The organism is Robiginitalea sp. SC105, from assembly GCF_014243345.1.
In the GTDB taxonomy this organism is placed as follows: Bacteria; Bacteroidota; Bacteroidia; order Flavobacteriales; family Flavobacteriaceae; genus Robiginitalea.
The window spans coordinates 644,072-663,221 of the sequence record NZ_JACLZF010000001.1 but is presented as its reverse complement, the minus strand read 5'-3'; the positions used below and the strand labels follow the sequence as shown (position 1 = coordinate 663,221).

The 19,150-nt window shown below is 56.6% G+C and carries 21 protein-coding genes and 1 pseudogene; 4 read left to right on the top strand and 18 right to left on the bottom strand.

Annotated features, from left to right (window positions below; translation table 11 throughout):
* The first annotated feature begins 5 nt into the window (after positions 1–5).
* Positions 6–1,535 (top strand): outer membrane beta-barrel protein, encoded by a 1,530-nt coding sequence (locus H7F20_RS02935; RefSeq protein WP_185784636.1) that lies wholly within the window; start codon positions 6–8, stop codon positions 1,533–1,535.
* An 84-nt stretch (positions 1,536–1,619) separates the two neighbouring features.
* On the opposite strand, the gene H7F20_RS02930 is transcribed toward H7F20_RS02935, so the two are convergent.
* Positions 1,620–2,366, bottom strand: coding sequence for a 1-acyl-sn-glycerol-3-phosphate acyltransferase (locus tag H7F20_RS02930; protein WP_185784635.1), 747 nt, complete (start codon positions 2,364–2,366; stop codon positions 1,620–1,622).
* Positions 2,367–2,577: 211 nt separating this feature from the next.
* Here H7F20_RS02930 and trpS point away from each other — a divergent pair, with 211 nt between their 5' ends.
* A complete protein-coding gene (gene trpS / locus H7F20_RS02925) occupies positions 2,578–3,546 on the top strand; it encodes a tryptophan--tRNA ligase (RefSeq protein ID WP_185784634.1) in 969 nt (322 codons plus the stop codon).
* Between the two features lie 156 nt (positions 3,547–3,702).
* Here trpS and dprA read toward each other — a convergent pair whose 3' ends face one another.
* Entirely contained in the window at positions 3,703–4,779 is a 1,077-nt protein-coding gene (gene dprA, locus H7F20_RS02920) for a DNA-processing protein DprA (RefSeq protein WP_185784633.1), read from the bottom strand.
* A 124-nt stretch (positions 4,780–4,903) separates the two neighbouring features.
* Between dprA and H7F20_RS02915 the strand changes: the two genes are divergently transcribed.
* Complete coding sequence (locus H7F20_RS02915) at positions 4,904–5,848, top strand: SPOR domain-containing protein (protein WP_185784632.1); 945 nt, start codon at positions 4,904–4,906, stop codon at positions 5,846–5,848.
* Between the two features lie 161 nt (positions 5,849–6,009).
* Positions 6,010–6,531: an acyl-CoA thioesterase gene (locus H7F20_RS02910; RefSeq protein ID WP_185785810.1), complete on the top strand. Its 522-nt coding sequence runs from the start codon at positions 6,010–6,012 to the stop codon at positions 6,529–6,531.
* A gap of 123 nt (positions 6,532–6,654) precedes the next feature.
* Here the strand turns inward: H7F20_RS02910 and H7F20_RS02905 are convergent.
* The 16 genes and pseudogenes from H7F20_RS02905 to H7F20_RS02830 form a co-directional block, all read right to left on the bottom strand.
* Positions 6,655–7,311 (bottom strand): annotated as a pseudogene (locus H7F20_RS02905) (aldo/keto reductase); the annotation flags it as partial.
* Between the two features lie 63 nt (positions 7,312–7,374).
* Positions 7,375–8,610: a peptidoglycan DD-metalloendopeptidase family protein gene (locus H7F20_RS02900; RefSeq protein WP_185784631.1), complete on the bottom strand. Its 1,236-nt coding sequence runs from the start codon at positions 8,608–8,610 to the stop codon at positions 7,375–7,377.
* Positions 8,607–9,380: a DUF4292 domain-containing protein gene (locus H7F20_RS02895; protein WP_185784630.1), complete on the bottom strand. Its 774-nt coding sequence runs from the start codon at positions 9,378–9,380 to the stop codon at positions 8,607–8,609. Before H7F20_RS02895 ends, H7F20_RS02900 begins: the two co-directional genes overlap by 4 nt.
* Entirely contained in the window at positions 9,380–10,300 is a 921-nt protein-coding gene (locus tag H7F20_RS02890; RefSeq protein ID WP_185784629.1) for a hypothetical protein, read from the bottom strand. The genes H7F20_RS02895 and H7F20_RS02890 overlap by 1 nt, the downstream gene beginning before the upstream one ends.
* Before the next feature lie 32 nt (positions 10,301–10,332).
* Positions 10,333–10,767 (bottom strand): dUTP diphosphatase, encoded by a 435-nt coding sequence (dut, locus tag H7F20_RS02885; RefSeq protein ID WP_185784628.1) that lies wholly within the window; start codon positions 10,765–10,767, stop codon positions 10,333–10,335.
* Positions 10,764–12,230: a lipopolysaccharide biosynthesis protein gene (locus H7F20_RS02880; protein WP_185784627.1), complete on the bottom strand. Its 1,467-nt coding sequence runs from the start codon at positions 12,228–12,230 to the stop codon at positions 10,764–10,766. The genes dut and H7F20_RS02880 overlap by 4 nt, the downstream gene beginning before the upstream one ends.
* 56 nt (positions 12,231–12,286) lie before the next feature.
* Positions 12,287–12,799 carry a hypothetical protein gene (locus H7F20_RS02875; RefSeq protein ID WP_185784626.1) on the bottom strand — a complete coding sequence of 171 codons (513 nt, stop codon included), beginning with the start codon at positions 12,797–12,799 and terminating at the stop codon, positions 12,287–12,289.
* A gap of 127 nt (positions 12,800–12,926) precedes the next feature.
* Positions 12,927–13,787, bottom strand: coding sequence for an ATP synthase F1 subunit gamma (atpG, locus tag H7F20_RS02870; protein ID WP_185784625.1), 861 nt, complete (start codon positions 13,785–13,787; stop codon positions 12,927–12,929).
* A 49-nt stretch (positions 13,788–13,836) separates the two neighbouring features.
* Positions 13,837–15,417: a F0F1 ATP synthase subunit alpha gene (gene atpA / locus H7F20_RS02865; RefSeq protein WP_185784624.1), complete on the bottom strand. Its 1,581-nt coding sequence runs from the start codon at positions 15,415–15,417 to the stop codon at positions 13,837–13,839.
* A 49-nt stretch (positions 15,418–15,466) separates the two neighbouring features.
* Complete coding sequence (gene atpH / locus H7F20_RS02860; protein WP_185784623.1) at positions 15,467–16,003, bottom strand: ATP synthase F1 subunit delta; 537 nt, start codon at positions 16,001–16,003, stop codon at positions 15,467–15,469.
* A gap of 3 nt (positions 16,004–16,006) precedes the next feature.
* Positions 16,007–16,507, bottom strand: coding sequence for a F0F1 ATP synthase subunit B (locus H7F20_RS02855; RefSeq protein ID WP_185784622.1), 501 nt, complete (start codon positions 16,505–16,507; stop codon positions 16,007–16,009).
* 80 nt (positions 16,508–16,587) lie between these two features.
* On the bottom strand, positions 16,588–16,779 hold the full coding sequence (gene atpE / locus H7F20_RS02850; RefSeq protein WP_015753297.1) for an ATP synthase F0 subunit C: 192 nt from the start codon (positions 16,777–16,779) through the stop codon (positions 16,588–16,590).
* Between the two features lie 45 nt (positions 16,780–16,824).
* Positions 16,825–17,955 (bottom strand): F0F1 ATP synthase subunit A, encoded by a 1,131-nt coding sequence (gene atpB / locus H7F20_RS02845; RefSeq protein ID WP_185784621.1) that lies wholly within the window; start codon positions 17,953–17,955, stop codon positions 16,825–16,827.
* Between the two features lie 103 nt (positions 17,956–18,058).
* A complete protein-coding gene (locus tag H7F20_RS02840) occupies positions 18,059–18,469 on the bottom strand; it encodes a DUF6168 family protein (RefSeq protein ID WP_185784620.1) in 411 nt (136 codons plus the stop codon).
* Positions 18,466–18,699, bottom strand: a complete 234-nt coding sequence (locus tag H7F20_RS02835; RefSeq protein ID WP_185784619.1) for an AtpZ/AtpI family protein — start codon at positions 18,697–18,699, stop codon at positions 18,466–18,468. The genes H7F20_RS02840 and H7F20_RS02835 overlap by 4 nt, the downstream gene beginning before the upstream one ends.
* Positions 18,683–19,147 (bottom strand): polymer-forming cytoskeletal protein, encoded by a 465-nt coding sequence (locus H7F20_RS02830; RefSeq protein WP_185784618.1) that lies wholly within the window; start codon positions 19,145–19,147, stop codon positions 18,683–18,685. The genes H7F20_RS02835 and H7F20_RS02830 overlap by 17 nt, the downstream gene beginning before the upstream one ends.
* Between the last annotated feature and the right edge of the window lie 3 nt (positions 19,148–19,150).

The window sequence follows — 19,150 nt, the reverse complement described above, 5'->3', positions numbered from 1 at the left end:
TAAACATGGAACCAGAACATTCAGACGATCTTTTCAAGGAAAAGCTCGGAAAATACGCCCGGGAACCCGACCCCCATGTATGGGATCGGATCCGCGCGTCCCTGGACCAGAAAAAGCAGAAGCGGGTTGTCCCCATTTGGTGGGCCCTGGGCGGTATTGCCGCTGCCCTCCTGCTATCCCTGTTATTTTTCACCCCTGACGGGGTCCCGGAACTGGAGGGAATTCCGGTAACCGATACGCGGGGCACAGATTCCCCGGAAACGGATTCCGGCAACGCAGGAGCGCCCAATGAAGGCGCCCCGGATACACGCGGCAATCCAGAGGAAACCGGTGGAGAAGCCCGTCAGGCAAGGGAAAACCGCGGCACTATCGTCCCGGAGGGCGACACCCGCAACGCAGCCACCCGAGAAGCTGATTCGGGGACTTCCCCGGACAAGGTTACCCCCGTGAAAAATGGGGAACTTCCGGGAAACAGGAAGGATCAGGACCCGACCAGGCAGGGGGTCACAGCCGTGGCCGCGGCCGAAACCCGTGATAATACCGATGCGTCAAAAAATGACGGGGACATAAAGGATGGCGGGGACATCGCGGTTCGCACGCCTGAAAAACCGGATGGGGCCGACCGGAACAACCGGGAAGGAGATGTCCAACCGGCTGCTTCCGGGCAACTGGCGGCAAATATTCCGGCTGTTACCGGTGAGGATGAGGAAGAGTCGGCCCAAGACGCGAAGACCGACAAGGGCAAATCCCTCTTTGAGGCCATTGAAGAAGCCGAAGAAGCCGCAGTGGCGGAAAAGGCTTCCGGCCGCTGGTCCGTGGGCACCAACCTGGCACCGGTCTACTATAATTCTTTCGGAGACGGGTCGCCAATTTCGCAGAATTTTGTCTCCAACAGCAAGTCCGGGACACTGAATTTCAGTTACGGCGTTTCGGTAGCCTATGAGGTTTCCGACAGACTAAGCCTTCGTTCGGGGCTGAACCGGGTCGATTTTGGGTACAATACCAACCAGGTCGCTTTTACCTCAACACTGTCCGGCCCCTCCCCTTCGTCCCTGATCCGTACGATCAGTTATTCAGAGAACGCGCGCACCGTAGTGGTGGAAAGCACGGCCACCGAAAATTCACTGCCTATCGAAAATACGACGGCAGATGTGAATGCGCAGACGCCGGCGAGGGAAGGCCGCATGCTACAGGAATTCGGGTACCTGGAAGTCCCCATGGAATTGGAATACCGGCTGGTTGACCGGAAACTGGGGATCAACCTGGTCGGGGGGCTCAGTTCGCTCTTCCTGGTGGATAATTCGGTAAGCCTGGATTCGGATGGGGCCACCACCCAGATCGGCGAGGCGACGAATATGAATTCGGTAAGTTTCAGCACCAACCTGGGGTTGGGGGTTTTCTACAACCTCAATTCCGACCTGCAACTACAGATGCAGCCTATGTTCAAATACCATCTGAATACCTTTACCAACACGGCGGGGAACTTCCAGCCTTATTCCGTAGGGGTATACAGCGGCATCCGATATCGTTTTTAAACCATTCGGTACGTTAAGGAAAAGAGACCCTATCGAAGGAGACATAACTAGTTGATATTCATAATAAAGCGCCCGTTTGGCGCTTTATTTTATCGGCCCGCTGCGCAGGCTCTTCAGTATCGTTTCCCGTACTGTTTCGCGCAACCTCGCCTTATCGGCCGCCATGAGGTCCGCGGTTTCGACAAACGGGTGCACCCGTGCCCGCAATACGCCGGGGCTGCCGCTGAAAAACAGGAATGAAAAGCGCTTTTTGGAATCAAAAAACACGATGGGGACAACCGGAATCCGATGCGCAATAGCCATTTTAAACGCACCGTCCTTGAAGCTGTCGAGCTCCACCGTCTCCTCGGGAACCCCGCCCTCCGGGAAAATACAGATGCTCAACCCGCTCTTGAGACGATTCTGGGCCCGACGGTAGACACCGGACCTGCTCCTGCTGTCTTCCCGGTCCACCAAAATGCATACCCGCTTATAAAAAAAACCGAAAAGGGGGATTTTAGCCAATTCCTTCTTGCCGACAAACACAAAGGGGTTACGGCTTACCCGAAGCATAAACATGATATCCAGCATGCTGGTATGGTTGGCGACCAGCATATAGCTCTTTCCCTTTTCCAGGCGCTGGTCGTAGCGTATAACCGGCACAAACCCCATCCCGTACAGGATAACCGGTGCCCAAAGGTTCCGGGCCATCCAGAAAAACTGGGGGTAGGTACGCTGGGAAATGGTCAACAGCAGCAGGAAGGGGAAAAAGACCAGGATCGGGAGGGCCACCAGGATATAGAACCAAATCCTCCACAGGGTCACTGCCGGTATGCGGAACAGGTCTTTCATGGTCCCAAAAGTAGCAATTTTGCCCGGGGGATGCCTGAAGGAATCCGCAGGAACGTTAGGGAAGGCTTTCACAATGGAGGGCACGCCCTGGAGGACAGCACGGTTCGGGAAATCCCGGTATGCGGCCGGCTGGCTCCCGAATTTTCCGGGCAGGGGTTGCACAGCGGGAATTGCCAGCCTACATTTGCGGGGAGAAGCAAAGACCATCGCCATGCCTAGGATTCTGACCGGCATTCAAAGTACCGGAACCCCGCACCTGGGGAACATACTCGGGGCCATCCGCCCGGCCATCGAAATGGCCGCCCGTCCCGCCAACGATTCCTTCCTCTTTATCGCGGACATGCATTCCCTTACCCAGATCAAGGACGGGGAAGTGCTCCGCGGCAATACCTTTGCCACTGCGGCCACCTGGCTCGCCTTTGGCCTGGATATTGAAAAAACCGTGTTTTACCGGCAGAGCGATGTCCCACAGGTTACCGAACTGGCCTGGTACCTCAGCTGTTTTTTTCCTTACCAGCGCCTCACCCTCGCCCATTCCTTCAAAGACAAGGCCGACCGGCTGGAAGACGTGAATGCGGGGCTCTTCTCCTATCCCATGCTGATGGCGGCCGATATCCTCCTCTACGACGCGGAGATCGTGCCCGTGGGCAAGGACCAGTTGCAGCACCTGGAAATGACCCGGGATGTCGCGGCCCGGTTCCACGCCCAACTCGGGGAGACCTTTGTGATGCCGGAGGCCAAAGTCCAGGAAAACACCATGTACATCCCCGGGACAGACGGGCAGAAGATGAGCAAGAGCAAGGGGAACCTGATCGATATCTTCCAGCCGGATAAGGCGCTGCGCAAACAGATCATGGGCATCGTCACGGATAGTACACCCCTGGAAGATCCAAAAGACCCGGACACGGATACGGTCTTTGCCCTGTATAAAATACTGGCCTCCCCGGAAAAAGTAGCGGAGATGCGCGCCAACTACCTGGGCGGAAACTATGGATACGGCCATGCCAAACAAGCGCTGTTTGAATGTGTCCGGGATACTTTTTCAGAGGCAAGGGAGCGCTTCGAATACTATCGGGAACACCCTGCAGAGGTCGACGAAGCGCTTGAAATAGGGGCCCAGAAGGCGCGGGTGGTTGCCAGTGAGGTACTGGAGCGGGTCCGTGCAAAACTCGGTTACTGAAACAGGCAAACCGACCACCTGGTCGGAAAATGCCCCCTTTGCCGATAAAGCCCTTCCCCGGATGGTCGTTCAACGACAGGCAACAGGGGGTGAACAACCCCCGAACCGGGATTTATGGATCCCTTTCGGCCCCCAACTGACCAGGTGGTTTGTTTTTTACCCCTCCCAGCAAAAGCATTTTCCGGGCAACGCGCGCACCAAACCCATCATTTCAAGGCTGAAAAGGCTGGTCAGTGCTTCCGAAACAGAAATTCCACAGGAAATGGCCAAATCATCCAGGTGCCTGCTGCCCGATTCCCGGAGGATCCTGGCCAGGGACTGCTCATTGGGTTCCAGGTGCTCCGGCAACCGGGTGGGCCGGTGGCTGTCCGGGTCGCCGCCTTCGGGTTCCCATCCCATTGCATGGAGGAATTCCCCGGCATCCTGGATCAACTGGGCCTTTTGTTGGCGGATAAGCTGGTGACAGCCCCTGCTCTGCATATCGGTAACGCGCCCCGGAAAGGCAAAGACTTCCCGGTTATACCCGAAGGCCAGGCCGGCAGTCACCAGGCTGCCGCCCCGCTCCCCGGACTCGATAACCACCGTCGCCGGGCTGAGCCCGGCAATTACCCGGTTCCTCCTCAGGAAATGCCCCGGTTCCGGCAACGTCCCCCTGGGAAATTCGCTGAGGTACCCCCCGTTTTCAAGTAATTCCCCCTCGTACCTCCTGTGCGCGGCAGGATACACCCGGTCCAGGCCGTGAGCCATGCAGGCAATGGTCTGCAACCCAAGGCTCATGGCAGTTCGCTGGGCCGTGATATCGATTCCATAGGCATAACCGCTGATGATTATCGGGTTTATCGGTGCGATTCCCCGAATAAAAGCCTCACAGCACTGCCGGCCATATTCCGTCATGCCCCGGGTACCTACCACGGAAACCAGGGGGCCGGCATCGAATCGAATGGCCCCCCGGGTAAACAGCACAGGGGGCCCGTCCGCGCACTGCAGGAGGCCGGCGGGGTAACCGGGATCCAGGTAGGAAATACACCGGATACCACGTTTCGTCGCAAATTCCAGCTCGTCCTCGGCCCACCGGAGGTATTGTTCCTCCCCGTACCTCCCTGCAAGGTCCGGCCTCAGGCCGCTCTCCGCTAATATCCCTTTATCGGCAAAAACAGCGGATGGGCTTCCGAAGCGCTCGATGAGTTGTTTGCATCCCACCGGTCCGATCCCGGGAACTGCCTGTAATCTCAATAATGCAACTAGCTCTTTATCAGCCACTTCATTGTATAATTCACAGGATGCACCATTAAATAGTTGATAAAAAGGTGCACCCCCGCGTTGGTGTAAATGTTAAATTTTAGCATCTTTGCCTCATATGGAAACGGCCCGTCACATAGAATCCCTGCTTTATCGCTACCAGTGCGTGGTAGTCCCTGAATTCGGGGCGTTCCTGACGCAAATAAAGCCTGCCTACCTGCAAAAGGACAGCAATACCTTTTATCCGCCTTCCAAGGTGTTGTCCTTTAACGCCCAGCTGCGGTCTAACGACGGCCTGCTGGTCTCCCACATTGCCCAGGCGGAAAAGATGTCCTACGAGGAGGCCCTGCAGCATGTGGAACAAGAGGCCAGGGGCTGGCTCAAACAACTCCAACAGGAGCACAAGTTTACCTTGGAATCCCTGGGTACCTTCAGGCTCAACAGCGAAAAGAAAATATTCTTCCAGCCCGTCGATAAAACGAACTTCCTGACCGCCTCCTTTGGCCTGTCCTCCCTGATCGCCACCCCGGTGGTTCGGGAAACCATGAAGGAAGAGGTGGAGGTTTTGGAGGAGCGCATCCCGTTTACATTTACCCCGGAATCCCGGGAAACGCCCGGTTTGCGGCCCTATTTAAAATATGCCGCCATCCTGCTGCTCGCCGTTACGGCCGGGATATCCGGATATACCTTTTACCAGAGCCGCAATGCCTCCGGCGACCTGGTCCAGGAAGCCGCACGGGAGGAAGTGTCCCGGCACATACAGGAAGCCACGTTTTTCGGTTCCCAGCCCCTGGAGCTCCCCTCCATTACCCTGGAGGTGTCAAAAGCCCGCAAGGGATCCCACCACATCATTGCCGGCGCCTTCCGGGTTCGCGAAAATGCAGACAGGAAAATTGCTCAATTGCGCAGCCGCGGATATGATGCCCGGTATCACGGTGTGAATGCCTTTGGGCTGCACCAGGTGTCCTGTGGTACCTTCAGCGACCCGCAACTCGCCCTGGAAGGCCTCCGGAAGATCAAGCGCGAGGTTTCCAACGACGCCTGGCTGCTCTCGGAAAAGTAAAATCCCCCTTCAGCCACCAAGGTCCTCAGGCCCCTCAGGGGAAGCCTGTACCGCCCTATCGCCCCTATTCCACCTGTTTTCCCGTATTCAGCCGGTTGTCCCGTTTCATTCCTCACCGCGGGGCCGTATCTTTGCCGAAAATTCCCGAGATGAAGCCTGATATGAAGCCAAAAACTCCCAGTGACTCGCGCACCATCATGACAGACCTGGTACTTCCCAGCGAAACCAACCCGCTGAACAACCTCTTCGGGGGTGAATTGCTCGCCCGGATGGACCGGGCTGCCAGCATTGCCGCCCGCAGGCACAGCCGCCGGATCACGGTAACGGCTTCCGTGAACCATGTGGCCTTCAACCGTTCCATACCGCTGGGCAGCGTGGTGACGGTAGAAGCGGCCATTTCACGTACATTCCGGACCTCCATGGAGGTATTTATCGATGTCTGGATCGAAGACCGGTTCAGCGGGGAGCGGGATAAGGCAAATGAGGCCATATATACCTTCGTAGCCGTGGACGACACGGGCATTCCCACGGAAGTGCCCCCCCTCGAGCCCGAAACGGAACTGGAAAAACAGCGCTATGCGGCTGCCCTCAGGCGCAAACAACTCAGCCTGGTACTTGCCGGCAAGATGAAACCCGGGGACGCCACAGAACTCAAGGCGCTGTTCCTCGGATCCGGTTCCTAAAAGTCGAAGTTGTCGGGGTCCGGCCCGAAACGCCGCCCCCTGTCCATCGCATCCAGCCTGTCCATATCTATCCGGAGAAAGCTCAAAGTCAAAGAGGTCCGCATTGGCCTCTATACGTTCCTTTTTGGAGGACTTGGGGATGGTCACCACCCCCTTCTGCAAATTCCAGCGAAGGACCACCTGGGCAATGCTCTTCCCATAGGCATCCGCCATTTCCTTCATTTGAGGCAACTGGAATATTTCCCCCTGCATCAGGGGCGACCAGGCTTCGTACTGGATATTCCGGGCCTTGCAATAGTCCTGCAGGGATCCCTGTACCAAATAGGGGTGGAATTCGAGCTGATCCACCGCCGGCACCACCTCCGCATCCCGGAGCAGGTCCTCCAGGTGGTGCTGCAGGAAATTGCTGACCCCGATGGCCCGCACCCGGCCTTCCCGGTATAGGCGCTCCAGCGCCCGCCAGGTTTCTTTGTATTTCCCGGCAACCGGCCAGTGTACGAGATACAGGTCCAGGTATTCCAGGCCCAGGTCCTCCATGCTGCTGTCGAAGGCGCGCAGCGTGCTCTCATATCCCTGGTCCGAATTCCACACCTTGCTGGTGACGAAGATTTCTTCCCGGCTCACCGGGCTTTCGCGGACAGCCTGCCCGACCCCGGCTTCATTCCCATAGGCGCGGGCCGTATCGATATGCCGGTATCCTGCCTCCAGGGCCCACTTCACGGCCCGCTCTACTTCGCCCCCTTCTTCGGACTGGTACACCCCGAGGCCCAGGTAAGGCATTTTTACCCCGTTATTCAGTTCAAAAGTTCCCTTTACGTCTGTAATTATACTCATTGTTATATTTTAAAGTCGATAGATCCATTCCTCCGGGTTCAGGCGGGTTGCGTCCCGATACAGGTAGAACTTTAATTGCGTCAACCCGTTAGACCGATTGGTATGTATTTGTCCCAGCTCGTCCTTGATCTTTACCTTGTCCCCCTTCCGGACATAGAGTTCCGACAGGTTGTAGTAGGTGCTGATATAGTTGCCGTGTTTGACCTGCACGCCCTTGTTCCCCCCCGGGACGGCAAGGATGGCGATTACTTCCCCTTCAAAAACCGCCCGGGCCCGGGCCCCCTCGTCCGTAGCGATGATCACCCCGTTGCTCTGGTGCTTGATCCCCGGGTAAACCGCATCCTGGTAAATGCCATACCCCTGTTTTTTAACCCCCTTTTCCACCGGCCAGATCAGGTTGCCCTTGTTGGCCGAAAAATTAGTCGCTATCAGGCTGGCCTCGGGGGTCAGGGCAAAGCGGCTGCTCGAGGCGCTACCCGAACTACTTTCCCGGTTGGAGGCGGCAATGGCGCTTCGGATGAGCCGTTCAATCTGCCGGTCAATTTCCCTGGCTTCCCGCCTTTTTGCTTCAATTTCCGCCGCGTAACTGCTTTCGTTCTGCCGGATGGTCTGCAACAGGTTCTTCTGGCTTTTGACCTCTGCGAGCAACTGGTCCCGGACCTTGCGGTTTTCGGCTATCAGTGCTTCCTTTTCCTTTCGCTGCAGGCTGAGGTTCTGGTTGAGCACCGTGAGTTCCTCGGTCTTTTGCTGGATTTCCTCTCCCTGTTCCTTCCGGTACTGCGTATACTGCTTCATGTACTGGAGCCGTTTGAAGGCCTGGTACCAGCTTTGAGAGGACAGCAGGAACAACAACCGGTTCTGTTTGGAGCGGTTCCGGTAGGATTTGCGGATCATCCCGGCATAATCCGCCTTCAGGGTCTCCAGCTCCCCGCGGAGCTTGCTGATGTTGCGGATATTGGCATTGATCCGGCGGTTGAGCAGGTTCGATTGCTGGTTGGTAACCCGGATAAGTTGCTGTTGGCGCCCGATTTTCTGGTCCAGGGCCTCCATCTGGTCCAGGACGCTTCCCTTTTGCTCGCGTTCGGATAAGAGCAGGCGGTTGATCTCCCGGATTTCCTCTTCCAGTTGTTCCTTTTTTGCTTCGAGCGCCTCCTGTTCGTCCTGCTGGGCATACCCGCCCGTTCCGGCCAACGACGCCAGAACCAGCGCAAGGAAGAACCGCAAAGCCACTATACGTAGGATCACTGGGCTGTTATCTGATTAAAACCTTTCGGTATTTTATAGGGGTAGCTCAGGTCCCGGTTGATTTCGACCTGCCGGTAGGTAATCCCTATGGTGATTCTTTCGTCCTGTTCAATGGCTGCTATATGGAGCTCTTCGGGGAAGATCCGGCCCTCGACTTCCTGGTAGGTCTGGTAGCGTACCTCCATGAGCCGTTTCAGCTCCGGTTGGGAGATTTGCTGGGAAGCCAGCCGGAAATTCTGCGGTTCTATTTCGTAGAATAATTTGTACAACCACCGGCTGACCTCCGGCTTGAGTTCGTAGGCTTCATCGGTGACCGAAAGGTTGTATTTCTCATCGCGCAGGTCCCGGACAGCCTGTCCGAGCAGTAGGTTCTGGAGGTTCTGGAAATCGATGTCGGATCCCAGCAACCCGCGGATAAAGGCAAAATCCCCATCAAAATACTCGTTTTGCAGCTTGTTGTAGTAAGACACCCGGCCGGGGGTGATATACACCTTGACAACGCCCAGGGGGGCGCTCAGCCAGATGACCTCATCCCGCTTCATGCGCAGGCTGACCGTTACGCTCTGGTCGTTTTCCCCATCCGAATAATCGATGGCCAGGCGGCCACTGAGGGTTTTGAAATCCGGCGTACCGGACATGTGGTTCCGGATCACATTGCGCACCGTCATCCGGGAGTCCACCTTCCCGGCCGACACCACCTTGCGGGCCCCGCAGCCGGTGAGCAACATTGCCGCCAGCAGGAAACCCAGATAATTTGTCCATCGATGCATCACTGCGAACCGTTTTTGATTTTAGCCTTGTATTCCGCTGCCTTTTCCATTTTGCCCAGCGCAGTATACCCTTCTGCCAGGGCCGTGTAAATCCTTATGGCGAGTTCCCCGGTTTCCAGCAGGAACTCTTCCCCCGCTTCCAATACGCCAACCGCTTCTCCCGCGCGTCCCAGGCCAAGCAGTGCCCGGCCTTTTGCAAGGTAAAAAAACGGTTGGAGCGGATAGGTTTCGATTGCCTCCGATCCGAGCTCCAGGGCGGCATCCCACCCTTTGGAGACGAGCAACCCTTCCAGTTGTTTCTCGAAATCTGCTGCAGAGCCTTCCTTTGGTGCGGTGTCCCCGGTTCCTTCGCCCGGGTTGACATCGGGCGCACCTTCCGCCTGCCGGGCTTCAGGGCCTGCCTCTGCCTCCAGCTGGCTGGCCTGCTGCCGCAGGGCCACCACCTGATTCGTGGCCGGCAGCCCTTCCAACTGGGCACGCACTTTATCTCCTTTGCCCTGTTCCAGGTACCAGGTGGCCAGGTTAATCCGGAATTCCGGCATCTTCAGGGGCAGAAAATCGGCCAGGTTTTCGGGCTGCCGGTACTGGGGTTCCAGCGCCTGCATCAGCGTATGCAGGTACCAGTATTCCCCGGGTTCCGCGCGGACCGCGGCTACGGCGTACTGTTCGGCAGCCGGGTATTGCTTCTGGCGGATGAGCACCTTGGCCAGCTCGTGGTCGAGTACGGGGTCCAGGGGGTCCATTTGTTTGCACTCGAGCAACAGGGCTTCCGCCCGGTCGTAATTTTCGATCCCCTTCTCCTTGAGGGCCTCGAAAAAGGTTTGCTGGAAGGCATCGGAGTAGGATTCCAGGAAGAACTCGGCACTGTCCTCCTCCTGGGCACCTGCCAGCAGGCACCAGAAAACGGGCAATGCCCACATTGCTTTCGGAATTCTCTCAGTTAGCCTCATGTTTATTCCTTGCCGGTACTGCCAAAGCCTCCTGCCCCGCGCACCGTCTCGTTCAGCGTTTCAACCTCCACCCATTCGGCCCTTTCGTGCCGGGCAACCACCATCTGCGCAATCCGGTCCCCATCTGCAATGGTCACCGTTTCATTGGAAAGGTTAACAAGAATCACACCAATTTCCCCCCGGTAGTCGGCATCGATGGTCCCCGGGCTGTTCAGCACCCCGATCCCCTGTTTGGCAGCCAGGCCGCTCCTTGGCCGGATCTGGGCTTCAAATCCGCTGGGGAGCTCCATATACAGGCCGGTTTTGACAATGGTGCGCTCCAGGGGTGCGAGTTGTACCGGTTCCTGCAGGCAGGCACGCAGGTCCATCCCGGCTGCGTCAGCCGTTTGGTAAGCAGGCAGGGGGCGCCCGGATCGATTGATGATCTTTACCTTCATTTTCCGCGTATCAATTTGAGCAGCAATTCTTTTTCGAGCCGGTAGAGTACCCCCAAAAATACTAAAAGTAAGCCCAGCCCGATATATAAGTTCCTGTTAAATACGTAAAACGACAGGACCGAAAAGAGAATGGAAATCCCCAGGTAAAAGCTGATTTTCCGCATGTTGTACGGAATGGGATAGTAGCGCTTTCCAAACAGGTAGGACAGAACCATCATGCTGCCGTAGGCCGCCAGGGTGGCCCAGGCCGAGGCCGCATAGCTGTATTCGGGGATAAAGGCCACGTTGATCCCGATGGTAAGGGCCGCGCCTACCAGGGAGATCAGCGCACCAAAACGGGTGCGGTCGGTCACCTTGTACCAGACCGAGAGGTTGTGGTAGATGCCCAGGCAAAAACTGCCGAGCAGCACGATGGGCACCACTTCCATGGCTTCCCAATATGCCTCGTCCCGGACGAACAGCACCTTCAGCACATCGGCGAATACCACCACGGCCAGGAGGATCACACTGCCCAGGACCACAAAGTAGTTGGTGATCTGGGCATAGGCGCGCCTGGGGTTTTCCGAGGTCGCATGGCTGAAGAAAAACGGCTCGATCCCCAGACGGAAAGCCGTGGCGAAAAGGGTCATGAACATGGCGAGCTTATAGCAAGCGGCGTATTTCCCAACCTCTGCCTTTGCCGCTTCCGCGCCCAGGGGCAGGAGTTCCGAGAGGAGGTACTTGTCGAACACCTCGTTGATGGTAAAGGCCACCCCCGCAACCATCACGGGCAAGCCGTAACCCAGCATCCGCTTCCAAAGGCCCCGATCGAATGCCAGGCTCAGGTGCCTGTAATTGCCGCTCAGGATGAGCAGGGTGAGCCCACTTGCCACCATATTGGCAATCAGGATATACTCGATCTGGAAGTCGGCCACGTACAGGGCAGACCAGATCTCCTCCGTACCGGATTCGGCCAGGCGGGGCAGGGCGAGGAGGAAAAACAGGTTCAGTACGATATTGGTGGTGACATTGGCAATCTTGACAATGGCATAGAGACCGGGGGATTCCTGTGCCCGCAGCCGGGCAAAGGGCACGATGACCAGCGCATCCAGCGACAGGATGATGATGAAATACCAGAAGTAACTCACCTCGATATTCATCAGCCGGGCCAGCGGTTCCCGCATCAGGGCCCCGAGGAGGAAAAACAGGACCGTGGACCCCAGTATGGAGAGCAGGGAGGTAGACAGGACGCGCTCCTTCTCGGGTTCCTTGCTGTAAAACCGGAAAAAAGCCGTTTCCATCCCATAGGCCAGGATGACATTGAAGATGGCAAAAAACGTAAAGATAATGGTGAGTTCGCCGTATCCTCCGGGTGGCATGACTTCCGTATAAAGCGGCACCAGCAGGAACGACAGCATGCGTGGCAATACCGTGGCCAGGCCGTAAATAAAGGTTTGCCTGAAGAGTTTACGAAACAGCTTCAAAGAAGAAGGGGGTTAGATAAAACCCTAAATTAGGCAATTAGCCAACGCTGGCAAAGTTATTGCCCCTGTCTGCCCGGGTAAATACGCCCCTGTTTTTCCTTAATGCCTTCGACTTTGAAGTAGAATTGCTTCCCGTCGGAAAGCCGCGTATAGGAAATCACTGCCTCGTCCGGCCGGAGTTCAAAGGGGAAGTCGGCTTCCGGCAATGGGAGGGGTGGTTGGTTGCCCACTTCCTCCCGCCCGTCGGCGTGCATGATCATATCCCCTTTACTAGGGGCGACCAGCAGATATTCCCCCTTCAGGACCATCCCGGTTTCCGTATCCTCCAGGACAGCCTCCATGCGGTGCCCCCGGAAATATAGGGCGTCCGGCCGGGCCGTGCCGTTATCCCCGGGTGTCCAGCGCATCTGCAGTTCCATCCCTGAGCCCGAGGCTTCCCTGCCCCCTGTCCACATGCGGGCCGTGGCGTCGGTGACGGTAAAAGGCGGGTCGGCCTGAAAGGATTTCTGGGAGGAGCACCCCATCAACCCCATGGTGAGGAGCAGGGTGGCAAGGTTTCGCTGTAGCATCCGGGGTTTCATGTTTTGTCTTTGTAAAGATAGGTATCCAAATTTGATGCCAAAGCCCCTGGCAACCGGGGCAAAAAAAAATCCCCGGCAGTGCGCCGGGGATTCAAATTCGTTGGTGGTTTAGCCACTACCCGGCCAGGGCCTCGGCCCCGCCGACGATCTCCAGGATCTCGTTGGTAATGGCCGCCTGCCGCGCCTTGTTGTAGGTGAGCTTCAGCTGGTCCCGCAGTTCGGCCGCGTTGTCGGTTGCCTTGTGCATGGCCGTCATCCGGGCCCCGTGCTCGCTGGCAAACGAATCCAGGACCGCCTTGAAGAGCTGGGTCTTCAGGGACTTGGGGATCAGCTGCTCCACGATTTCCGCCTCGGACGGCTCGAAAATATAGTCTCCGGATACCGCCTCCGCCGCTTCGGCTGGCTGGATGGGCAGGAATTGTTCGGTGGTGACAATCTGCGTTGCCGCATTCTTGAACTGGTTGTACACCAGGTCGATACGGTCGTATTTTCCGTCAGTGAAAAGTTGCATCAGTTCCTCCGCAATAGCCTCAATGGCCTCGAAGGTGAGGTTGTCGAAAACCCCGCTGTGGTCCTTTGCAATGGTATGGCGCTTGCGGATCAGGTCGTGGGCTTTTTTCCCGATGGTAAAGAACTCCACTTGCTTGTCCCCGTAAGTGCCGTGCAGCAGGCTCATGCTTTGCTTGACGATGTTGGAATTAAACGCCCCGCACAACCCCCGGTTGGAACTCACGGATACCACCAGTACCTTCCGCACTTCCCGCACATCGGCATACCGGCTGCTGCTGTCCCTGTCCAGGTTGGCGCTGAGGCCCTGCAGCAATTCGGTAAGCTTATCGGCATACGGCCTCATGGCGGTGATGGCATCCTGGGCCTTTTTCAGCTTGGCTGCCGACACCATCTTCATGGCAGAGGTGATCTGCATGGTGGAGCTCACCGAGGTGATCCTGTTGCGTATTTCCTTTAAGTTTGCCATATCCTGTGGTTGCATTTAGGGATTGCGGCCCGGTGTCCGCAACCCGTTATCAGCCTTTGTATTTCGCGGCCAGGTCCTTGCAGACAGCCGTCAGCGTGTCGGTAGTCTCGTCGGTCAGTTTCCCGGCTTTCAGCGCGTCCAGCACGTCGCGGTGTTTCGCGTTCAGGAACTCCAGGTAATCCCGCTCAAACTCCTTTACCTTGTCTACCGGCACGTCGCGCAGCAGGTTTTTGGAACCTGCGTAGATGATCGCCACCTGGTCCTCCACGGTAAAGGGGTCGTTCTGGTTTTGTTTCAGGATCTCCACGTTGCGGCGACCTTTCTCGATCACGTTCAGGGTGGCGGCATCCAGGTCAGAGCCAAACTTGGCAAACGCCTCAAGTTCCCGGAACTGGGCCTGGTCGAGCTTCAGCGTACCGGCCACCTTCTTCATTGACTTGATCTGGGCCGATCCCCCTACACGGGAAACCGATATACCCACGTTGATCGCCGGGCGAACCCCCTGGTTGAAGAGGTCCTGCTCCAGGAAGATCTGTCCGTCGGTAATGGAGATCACGTTGGTCGGGATATAGGCAGAAACGTCGCCTGCCTGCGTCTCGATAATCGGCAGGGCCGTCAGGGACCCGCCGCCTTTTACTTTGTCCTTCAATACGTCCGGCAGGTCGTTCATATCCTTGGCGATCTGGTCGTCGGCAATTACCTTGGCCGCGCGCTCCAATAGGCGGGAGTGCAGGTAGAAAACGTCCCCGGGGTAGGCTTCACGTCCCGGCGGGCGGCGAAGCAACAGGGAAACCTCCCGGTAAGCAACCGCCTGCTTGGAAAGGTCATCGTAAATAATCAGGGCCGGCCGGCCGGTATCCCGGAAGTACTCCCCGATGGCTGCGCCCGCAAACGGGGCGTATACCTGCATGGGGGCGGGGTCGGAGGCGTTGGCTGCCACGATGGTGGTGTATGCCAGGGCGCCTTTATCCTCCAGGGTCTTGGCGATATTCGCTACTGTGGACGCCTTCTGGCCGATAGCCACGTAGATACAGTAAACGGGCTCCCCGGCATCGTAAAATTCTTTCTGGTTGATGATGGTATCGATGCAGACGGTGGTCTTACCGGTCTGCCGGTCGCCGATCACCAGCTCCCGCTGGCCCCGTCCGATCGGGATCATCGCATCGATCGCCTTTACCCCGGTCTGGAGGGGTTCGTTTACCGGCTGACGGAAGATAACCCCGGGCGCCTTGCGCTCCAGCGGCATTTCAAAGGTCTCTCCGGTAATGGCCCCTTTCCCGTCGATCGGGGTTCCCAGGGTGTCCACCACCCGTCCGACGATACCCTCGCCCACGTTGATGGAGGCAATCCGCTGGGTCCTTTTTACGGTAGTCCCCTCGCCGATTTCCCGGGAGTGGCCAAGGAGTACGACTCCCACGTTGTCTTCTTCCAGGTTGAGGACGATCCCTTCGAGCCCGCCGTCAAATTCCACCAATTCCCCATACTGGGCATTGGCCAATCCATAGACGCGGGCAATACCATCCCCCACCTGGAGTACGGTACCCACCTCGTCCAGCGTGGCGGATGCATCAAATCCGGATAATTGCTTCTTTAAGATTGCTGATACTTCAGCAGCTTTGATTCCAGCCATTTTTCTATGATAAAAAGGCGATCCGTCCCACCGGGGCGGACCGGGTTACTTATTTCTGAATTAATTCTCTTTTCAAATTCCCGAGCTTGCTCGCAATGCTCGCATTGTATTCCAGGTCACCCACCCGCAGGACAAACCCGCCGATCAATTCCGGGTCTACGGCATGCTGGAGGGTAACCTCCTTGCCGGTAATGGATTTGAGTTGCGCCAGCACCTTTTTTTCAAGGGCCGGGGTCATGGGCACCGCCGTGGTCACATGGGCCACGTCCTGTCCCCTGATCATTTCGTACTGGGCCAGGTACTGGCGGGCAACCTCATCGAGCATGCCCACCCGCTTGTTCTCTGCCAGGAGGGAAAACAATTTTTTAGTCAGCTTTTCGGTATCCGCAAAGACCGCCCCGAGGCCAGACTCCTTTTCGGAGGTCGTCAGCACCGGGCTGGAAAGCACCTCGCGCAGGTTCTCGCTGCCGGAAATGGTATCCAGTACCTTCCGCATGTCGTTTTCCACCTCTCCCGCCTTTTTCTGTTCCAGGGCCAGGTCAAGGACCGCCTTGGCATACCGGGAGGCTGCACGTGCTTCGCTCATTTCTTAACGCAGTTTAATGTCGTCCACCAGGCTGTCAACCAGTTTCAGCTGCCTGTCTTTGTTGTCTAGTTGCTCCCGCAGCACCTTCTCGGCAATTTCCACCGAAAGGGACGCCACCTGGTTCTTGATATCGGCGATGGCCGCCTTTTTCTCGCCTTCGATGCTCTGTTGGGCTGCCCGGATCATCTTATCCCCCTCCACCTGGGCCTGCTCCTTCGCGTCGGCGATCATTTTTTCCTTGATTTGGCGGGCCTCTTTCAGCATGGATTCGCGCTCGGCCCGTGCCTGCTGCAGCAGCTTTTCGCTGTCTGCAGTGACGTTCTGCATTTCTTTTTTGGCTTCTTCGGCTGCGGCAAGGGCATTTTTAATCCCTTCCTCCCGGTCGTTCACCGCATTCAGGATGGGCTTCCAGGCGAACCTGCGGAGCAGGATCAGCAACAGGATGAACAGGAAGATCTGCCAGAAAAACAGGCCAAATGAAAATTCGTTGATTAATTTCTCCATTGTCGTCGGTTTATTCTATGATTCCGAATTACCATGACAACCCCAACCAACCGTTGGGGTTGCCCTGGTTTTGGTTGGGTCTAGCCAGCGAAAATCGCGGCGAAACCAATCCCTTCAATAAGCGCCGCTGCAATCAGCATCGCTGTTTGAATCTTTCCGTAGGCTTCAGGCTGACGGGCAATCGCTTCCATGGCACGTCCACCGATCATACCGATACCGATACCGGCTCCGATTACGGCGAGTCCTGCACCTACTACACTTGGAATTTCCATAAAATAATTATTAAAGAATTAAACAATTCAACTACTACTGCACCCCTAGAGATGCGCCAGTTCCGTTTCATCACCATGGCCGTGGTCGTGCTCTTCGGCCGCAAAGCCAAAATACAGCGCCGCCAGCATGGTGAAGATATAAGCCTGCAACAGGGCCACCAGCACCTCGATCAGGGAGATGGCAAAGCTCAGGCCAAATGAAAGCGGGCCACCGACCCAGCTTTTGAATATGAATATCAGCCCGATCAGGCTCATCAGTACCACGTGGCCGGCCGTCATGTTCGCATAGAGACGGATCAGCAGGGCAAAGGGCTTGATAAAGAGGCCGAGAATCTCGATCGGCACCAGGATAATGTAGATAACGATTTTCCCATACCAGGGCATGCCGTCCCCGAGCGGGTCAAAGATGTGTTTCCAGTAGTCTTTGGTCCCCGTGAAATTGGTGAGCAGGAAAACCAGGATGGCCAGGGCCGTGGTCACGGCGATATTCCCGGTGACATTCACCCCCAGCGGGGTAAGCCCGAACATGTTCAGGAACCAGATAAAGAAGAAGACGGTCAGCAGGAAGGGCATGTACCGCTTGTATTTCTTCTCCCCGATATTGGCGATGGCGATGTCGTCCCGGATATAGAGCACGATGGGCTCGAAGAACCGTCCGATCCCGGAAGGCAGCCCGCCGTTTTTGGCATAGCTGCGGGCCAGGCTGCTGAACAGCCAGATGAGCAGCAGGCCGGTTACCAGCATCATGACAACGCTTTTGGTAATGGACAGGTCCAGGGGTTTTACATTGATCGGGTGGCCTTCCGCATCCATGTTCAATTCGCCGGAGGCATCGGTCTTGTAGATCTTGCTGTGGTGCAGGGCGTAGTAATTTCCGTCCACCTCGGCGACTTCCTCCCCATGGTGGAACCGGGAGGAGGAAAATATCTTCAGGCCGTCGTCCCAGAGGATGACCGGCAGGGGGAAGCCCACGTAAACGTGTTCTCCCTGGTCATTCGTGTAGGAATAAAGCGAGAAATCGTGCGAATCCTGCAGGTGGTGTTCGATATATGCCTTGATCTCGGCCTTGGTTCCCTGGGGCGTTTCTTCCGTTTGGGCGTTTTCTTTGGCAGAGAGCCCGATACTGCAGAATAAAGCGGTAAGGGCCAGGATTTTGCTCAGAAAATGGATTCGCATGTTGCTCTAATCTTGAGGTCGCTAAAAATCGGTGCAAATGTAAGCTATTCCTCTAAAAAGAAAAAAGCAATTGCATTTTATTTTAGGCCGCTGCAGCCGGGAGTTAGGGGCTGTCTTGCTTTTCCAGATCGCGGAGGATTTTTGCCGTGAAATAGGTCTCTGCCAGCAGGGCAATCAGGTAGGGGATGAAAAAGGAGGCAAATTCGGTGCGGGACATCTCGCCGTCTGCCTGGTAGGTGGGGTAGAGGAATATAAAAAATGCCAGGAACTTCAGCAGGCTGCCGCCGATGAAGAGGAAGCCGATCTGCTGCCGGATTTTCCGCCTGAAAATGTAGAGGCACCAGACAATGCCAGCCGCCAGGAGGTAATTGAGGATGTAGGAAGCCGGGAGCAAATCGCCGGAGGGGTCCAGGCCGTTTTGGGCGCGGATCCAACTATGGGTGGCATAGGCTGCCCCGAGCAGGGTAGTCAGCAGGAGGGTGAAGCGCAACAGGAAGCCATCGGTCCGGGTCATGGGTTAAACCGCCTGATCTGCCGCAGTACCACCCAAAGGGAGAGGGCTACGCCGAGGATGGTGCAGCCGGCTGTAAACAATCGTTTTTCCATTCCGTAGTGGTCGTCCAGCCACATGCCGCCGCGGGCCGCCAGGTAGATGATAACCCCCATCTCAATGGCGATCCCTGAAAGGACGGCAACCTGCCGGAGCGGGTTGTTGCCTTTATTTGGGTCAGGACGCTTTGGCACGCTCTCCGGAATTCGCCTGCGAATCCGCAGCGGTCTTTACGCCCGGGGTGGAAGCCACGGAAGCCGAAGAACTGCTGCCCAGGCCGCCTTTGCCTTTCATGCTGCAGGAGGCGTTGAAGGTTGCCCCGGGTTCAACGGATAACTTCGAAACATGTACCGTCCCTTCAATAACCGCTGTGTTTTTCAGGGAAAGCAGGTCGCTTACCAGCAATTCGCCATTGAAGCTGCCCTCGATATCGGCGTTGACGCATTCCACCTTCCCGTGGATATAGCCGTCCTTCCCGATGACCACTTTGCCAGAAGTCTTGACGTTGCCGTCCAGTTTCCCGTCGATCCGGAAGTCGGCTTCGGAGATAATGTCTCCTTTGATTTTGGTGTTCTTTTCGATCCTGTTGGGTTGTCCTCCGATCTCGCTCATAGTCCTAGGTTTTTTGTTGTCTGAAAACATGGG

What these genes read in the sequence shown, in the direction of transcription:
- H7F20_RS02895 (WP_185784630.1), bottom strand. Translation starts at nt 9,380, where the DNA reads ATGCATCGATGGACAAATTATCTGGGTTTCCTGCTGGCGGCAATGTTG.
- H7F20_RS02930 (WP_185784635.1), bottom strand. Translation starts at nt 2,366, where the DNA reads ATGAAAGACCTGTTCCGCATACCGGCAGTGACCCTGTGGAGGATTTGG.
- trpS (WP_185784634.1), top strand. Translation starts at nt 2,578, where the DNA reads ATGCCTAGGATTCTGACCGGCATTCAAAGTACCGGAACCCCGCACCTG.
- atpH (WP_185784623.1), bottom strand. Translation starts at nt 16,003, where the DNA reads ATGAGCGAAGCACGTGCAGCCTCCCGGTATGCCAAGGCGGTCCTTGAC.
- dut (WP_185784628.1), bottom strand. Translation starts at nt 10,767, where the DNA reads ATGAAGGTAAAGATCATCAATCGATCCGGGCGCCCCCTGCCTGCTTAC.
- H7F20_RS02855 (WP_185784622.1), bottom strand. Translation starts at nt 16,507, where the DNA reads ATGGAGAAATTAATCAACGAATTTTCATTTGGCCTGTTTTTCTGGCAG.
- H7F20_RS02935 (WP_185784636.1), top strand. Translation starts at nt 6, where the DNA reads ATGGAACCAGAACATTCAGACGATCTTTTCAAGGAAAAGCTCGGAAAA.
- H7F20_RS02910 (WP_185785810.1), top strand. Translation starts at nt 6,010, where the DNA reads ATGAAGCCAAAAACTCCCAGTGACTCGCGCACCATCATGACAGACCTG.
- H7F20_RS02915 (WP_185784632.1), top strand. Translation starts at nt 4,904, where the DNA reads ATGGAAACGGCCCGTCACATAGAATCCCTGCTTTATCGCTACCAGTGC.
- H7F20_RS02875 (WP_185784626.1), bottom strand. Translation starts at nt 12,799, where the DNA reads ATGCTACAGCGAAACCTTGCCACCCTGCTCCTCACCATGGGGTTGATG.
- atpG (WP_185784625.1), bottom strand. Translation starts at nt 13,787, where the DNA reads ATGGCAAACTTAAAGGAAATACGCAACAGGATCACCTCGGTGAGCTCC.
- H7F20_RS02890 (WP_185784629.1), bottom strand. Translation starts at nt 10,300, where the DNA reads ATGTGGGCATTGCCCGTTTTCTGGTGCCTGCTGGCAGGTGCCCAGGAG.
- atpB (WP_185784621.1), bottom strand. Translation starts at nt 17,955, where the DNA reads ATGCGAATCCATTTTCTGAGCAAAATCCTGGCCCTTACCGCTTTATTC.
- atpE (WP_015753297.1), bottom strand. Translation starts at nt 16,779, where the DNA reads ATGGAAATTCCAAGTGTAGTAGGTGCAGGACTCGCCGTAATCGGAGCC.
- atpA (WP_185784624.1), bottom strand. Translation starts at nt 15,417, where the DNA reads ATGGCTGGAATCAAAGCTGCTGAAGTATCAGCAATCTTAAAGAAGCAA.
- H7F20_RS02840 (WP_185784620.1), bottom strand. Translation starts at nt 18,469, where the DNA reads ATGACCCGGACCGATGGCTTCCTGTTGCGCTTCACCCTCCTGCTGACT.
- H7F20_RS02830 (WP_185784618.1), bottom strand. Translation starts at nt 19,147, where the DNA reads ATGTTTTCAGACAACAAAAAACCTAGGACTATGAGCGAGATCGGAGGA.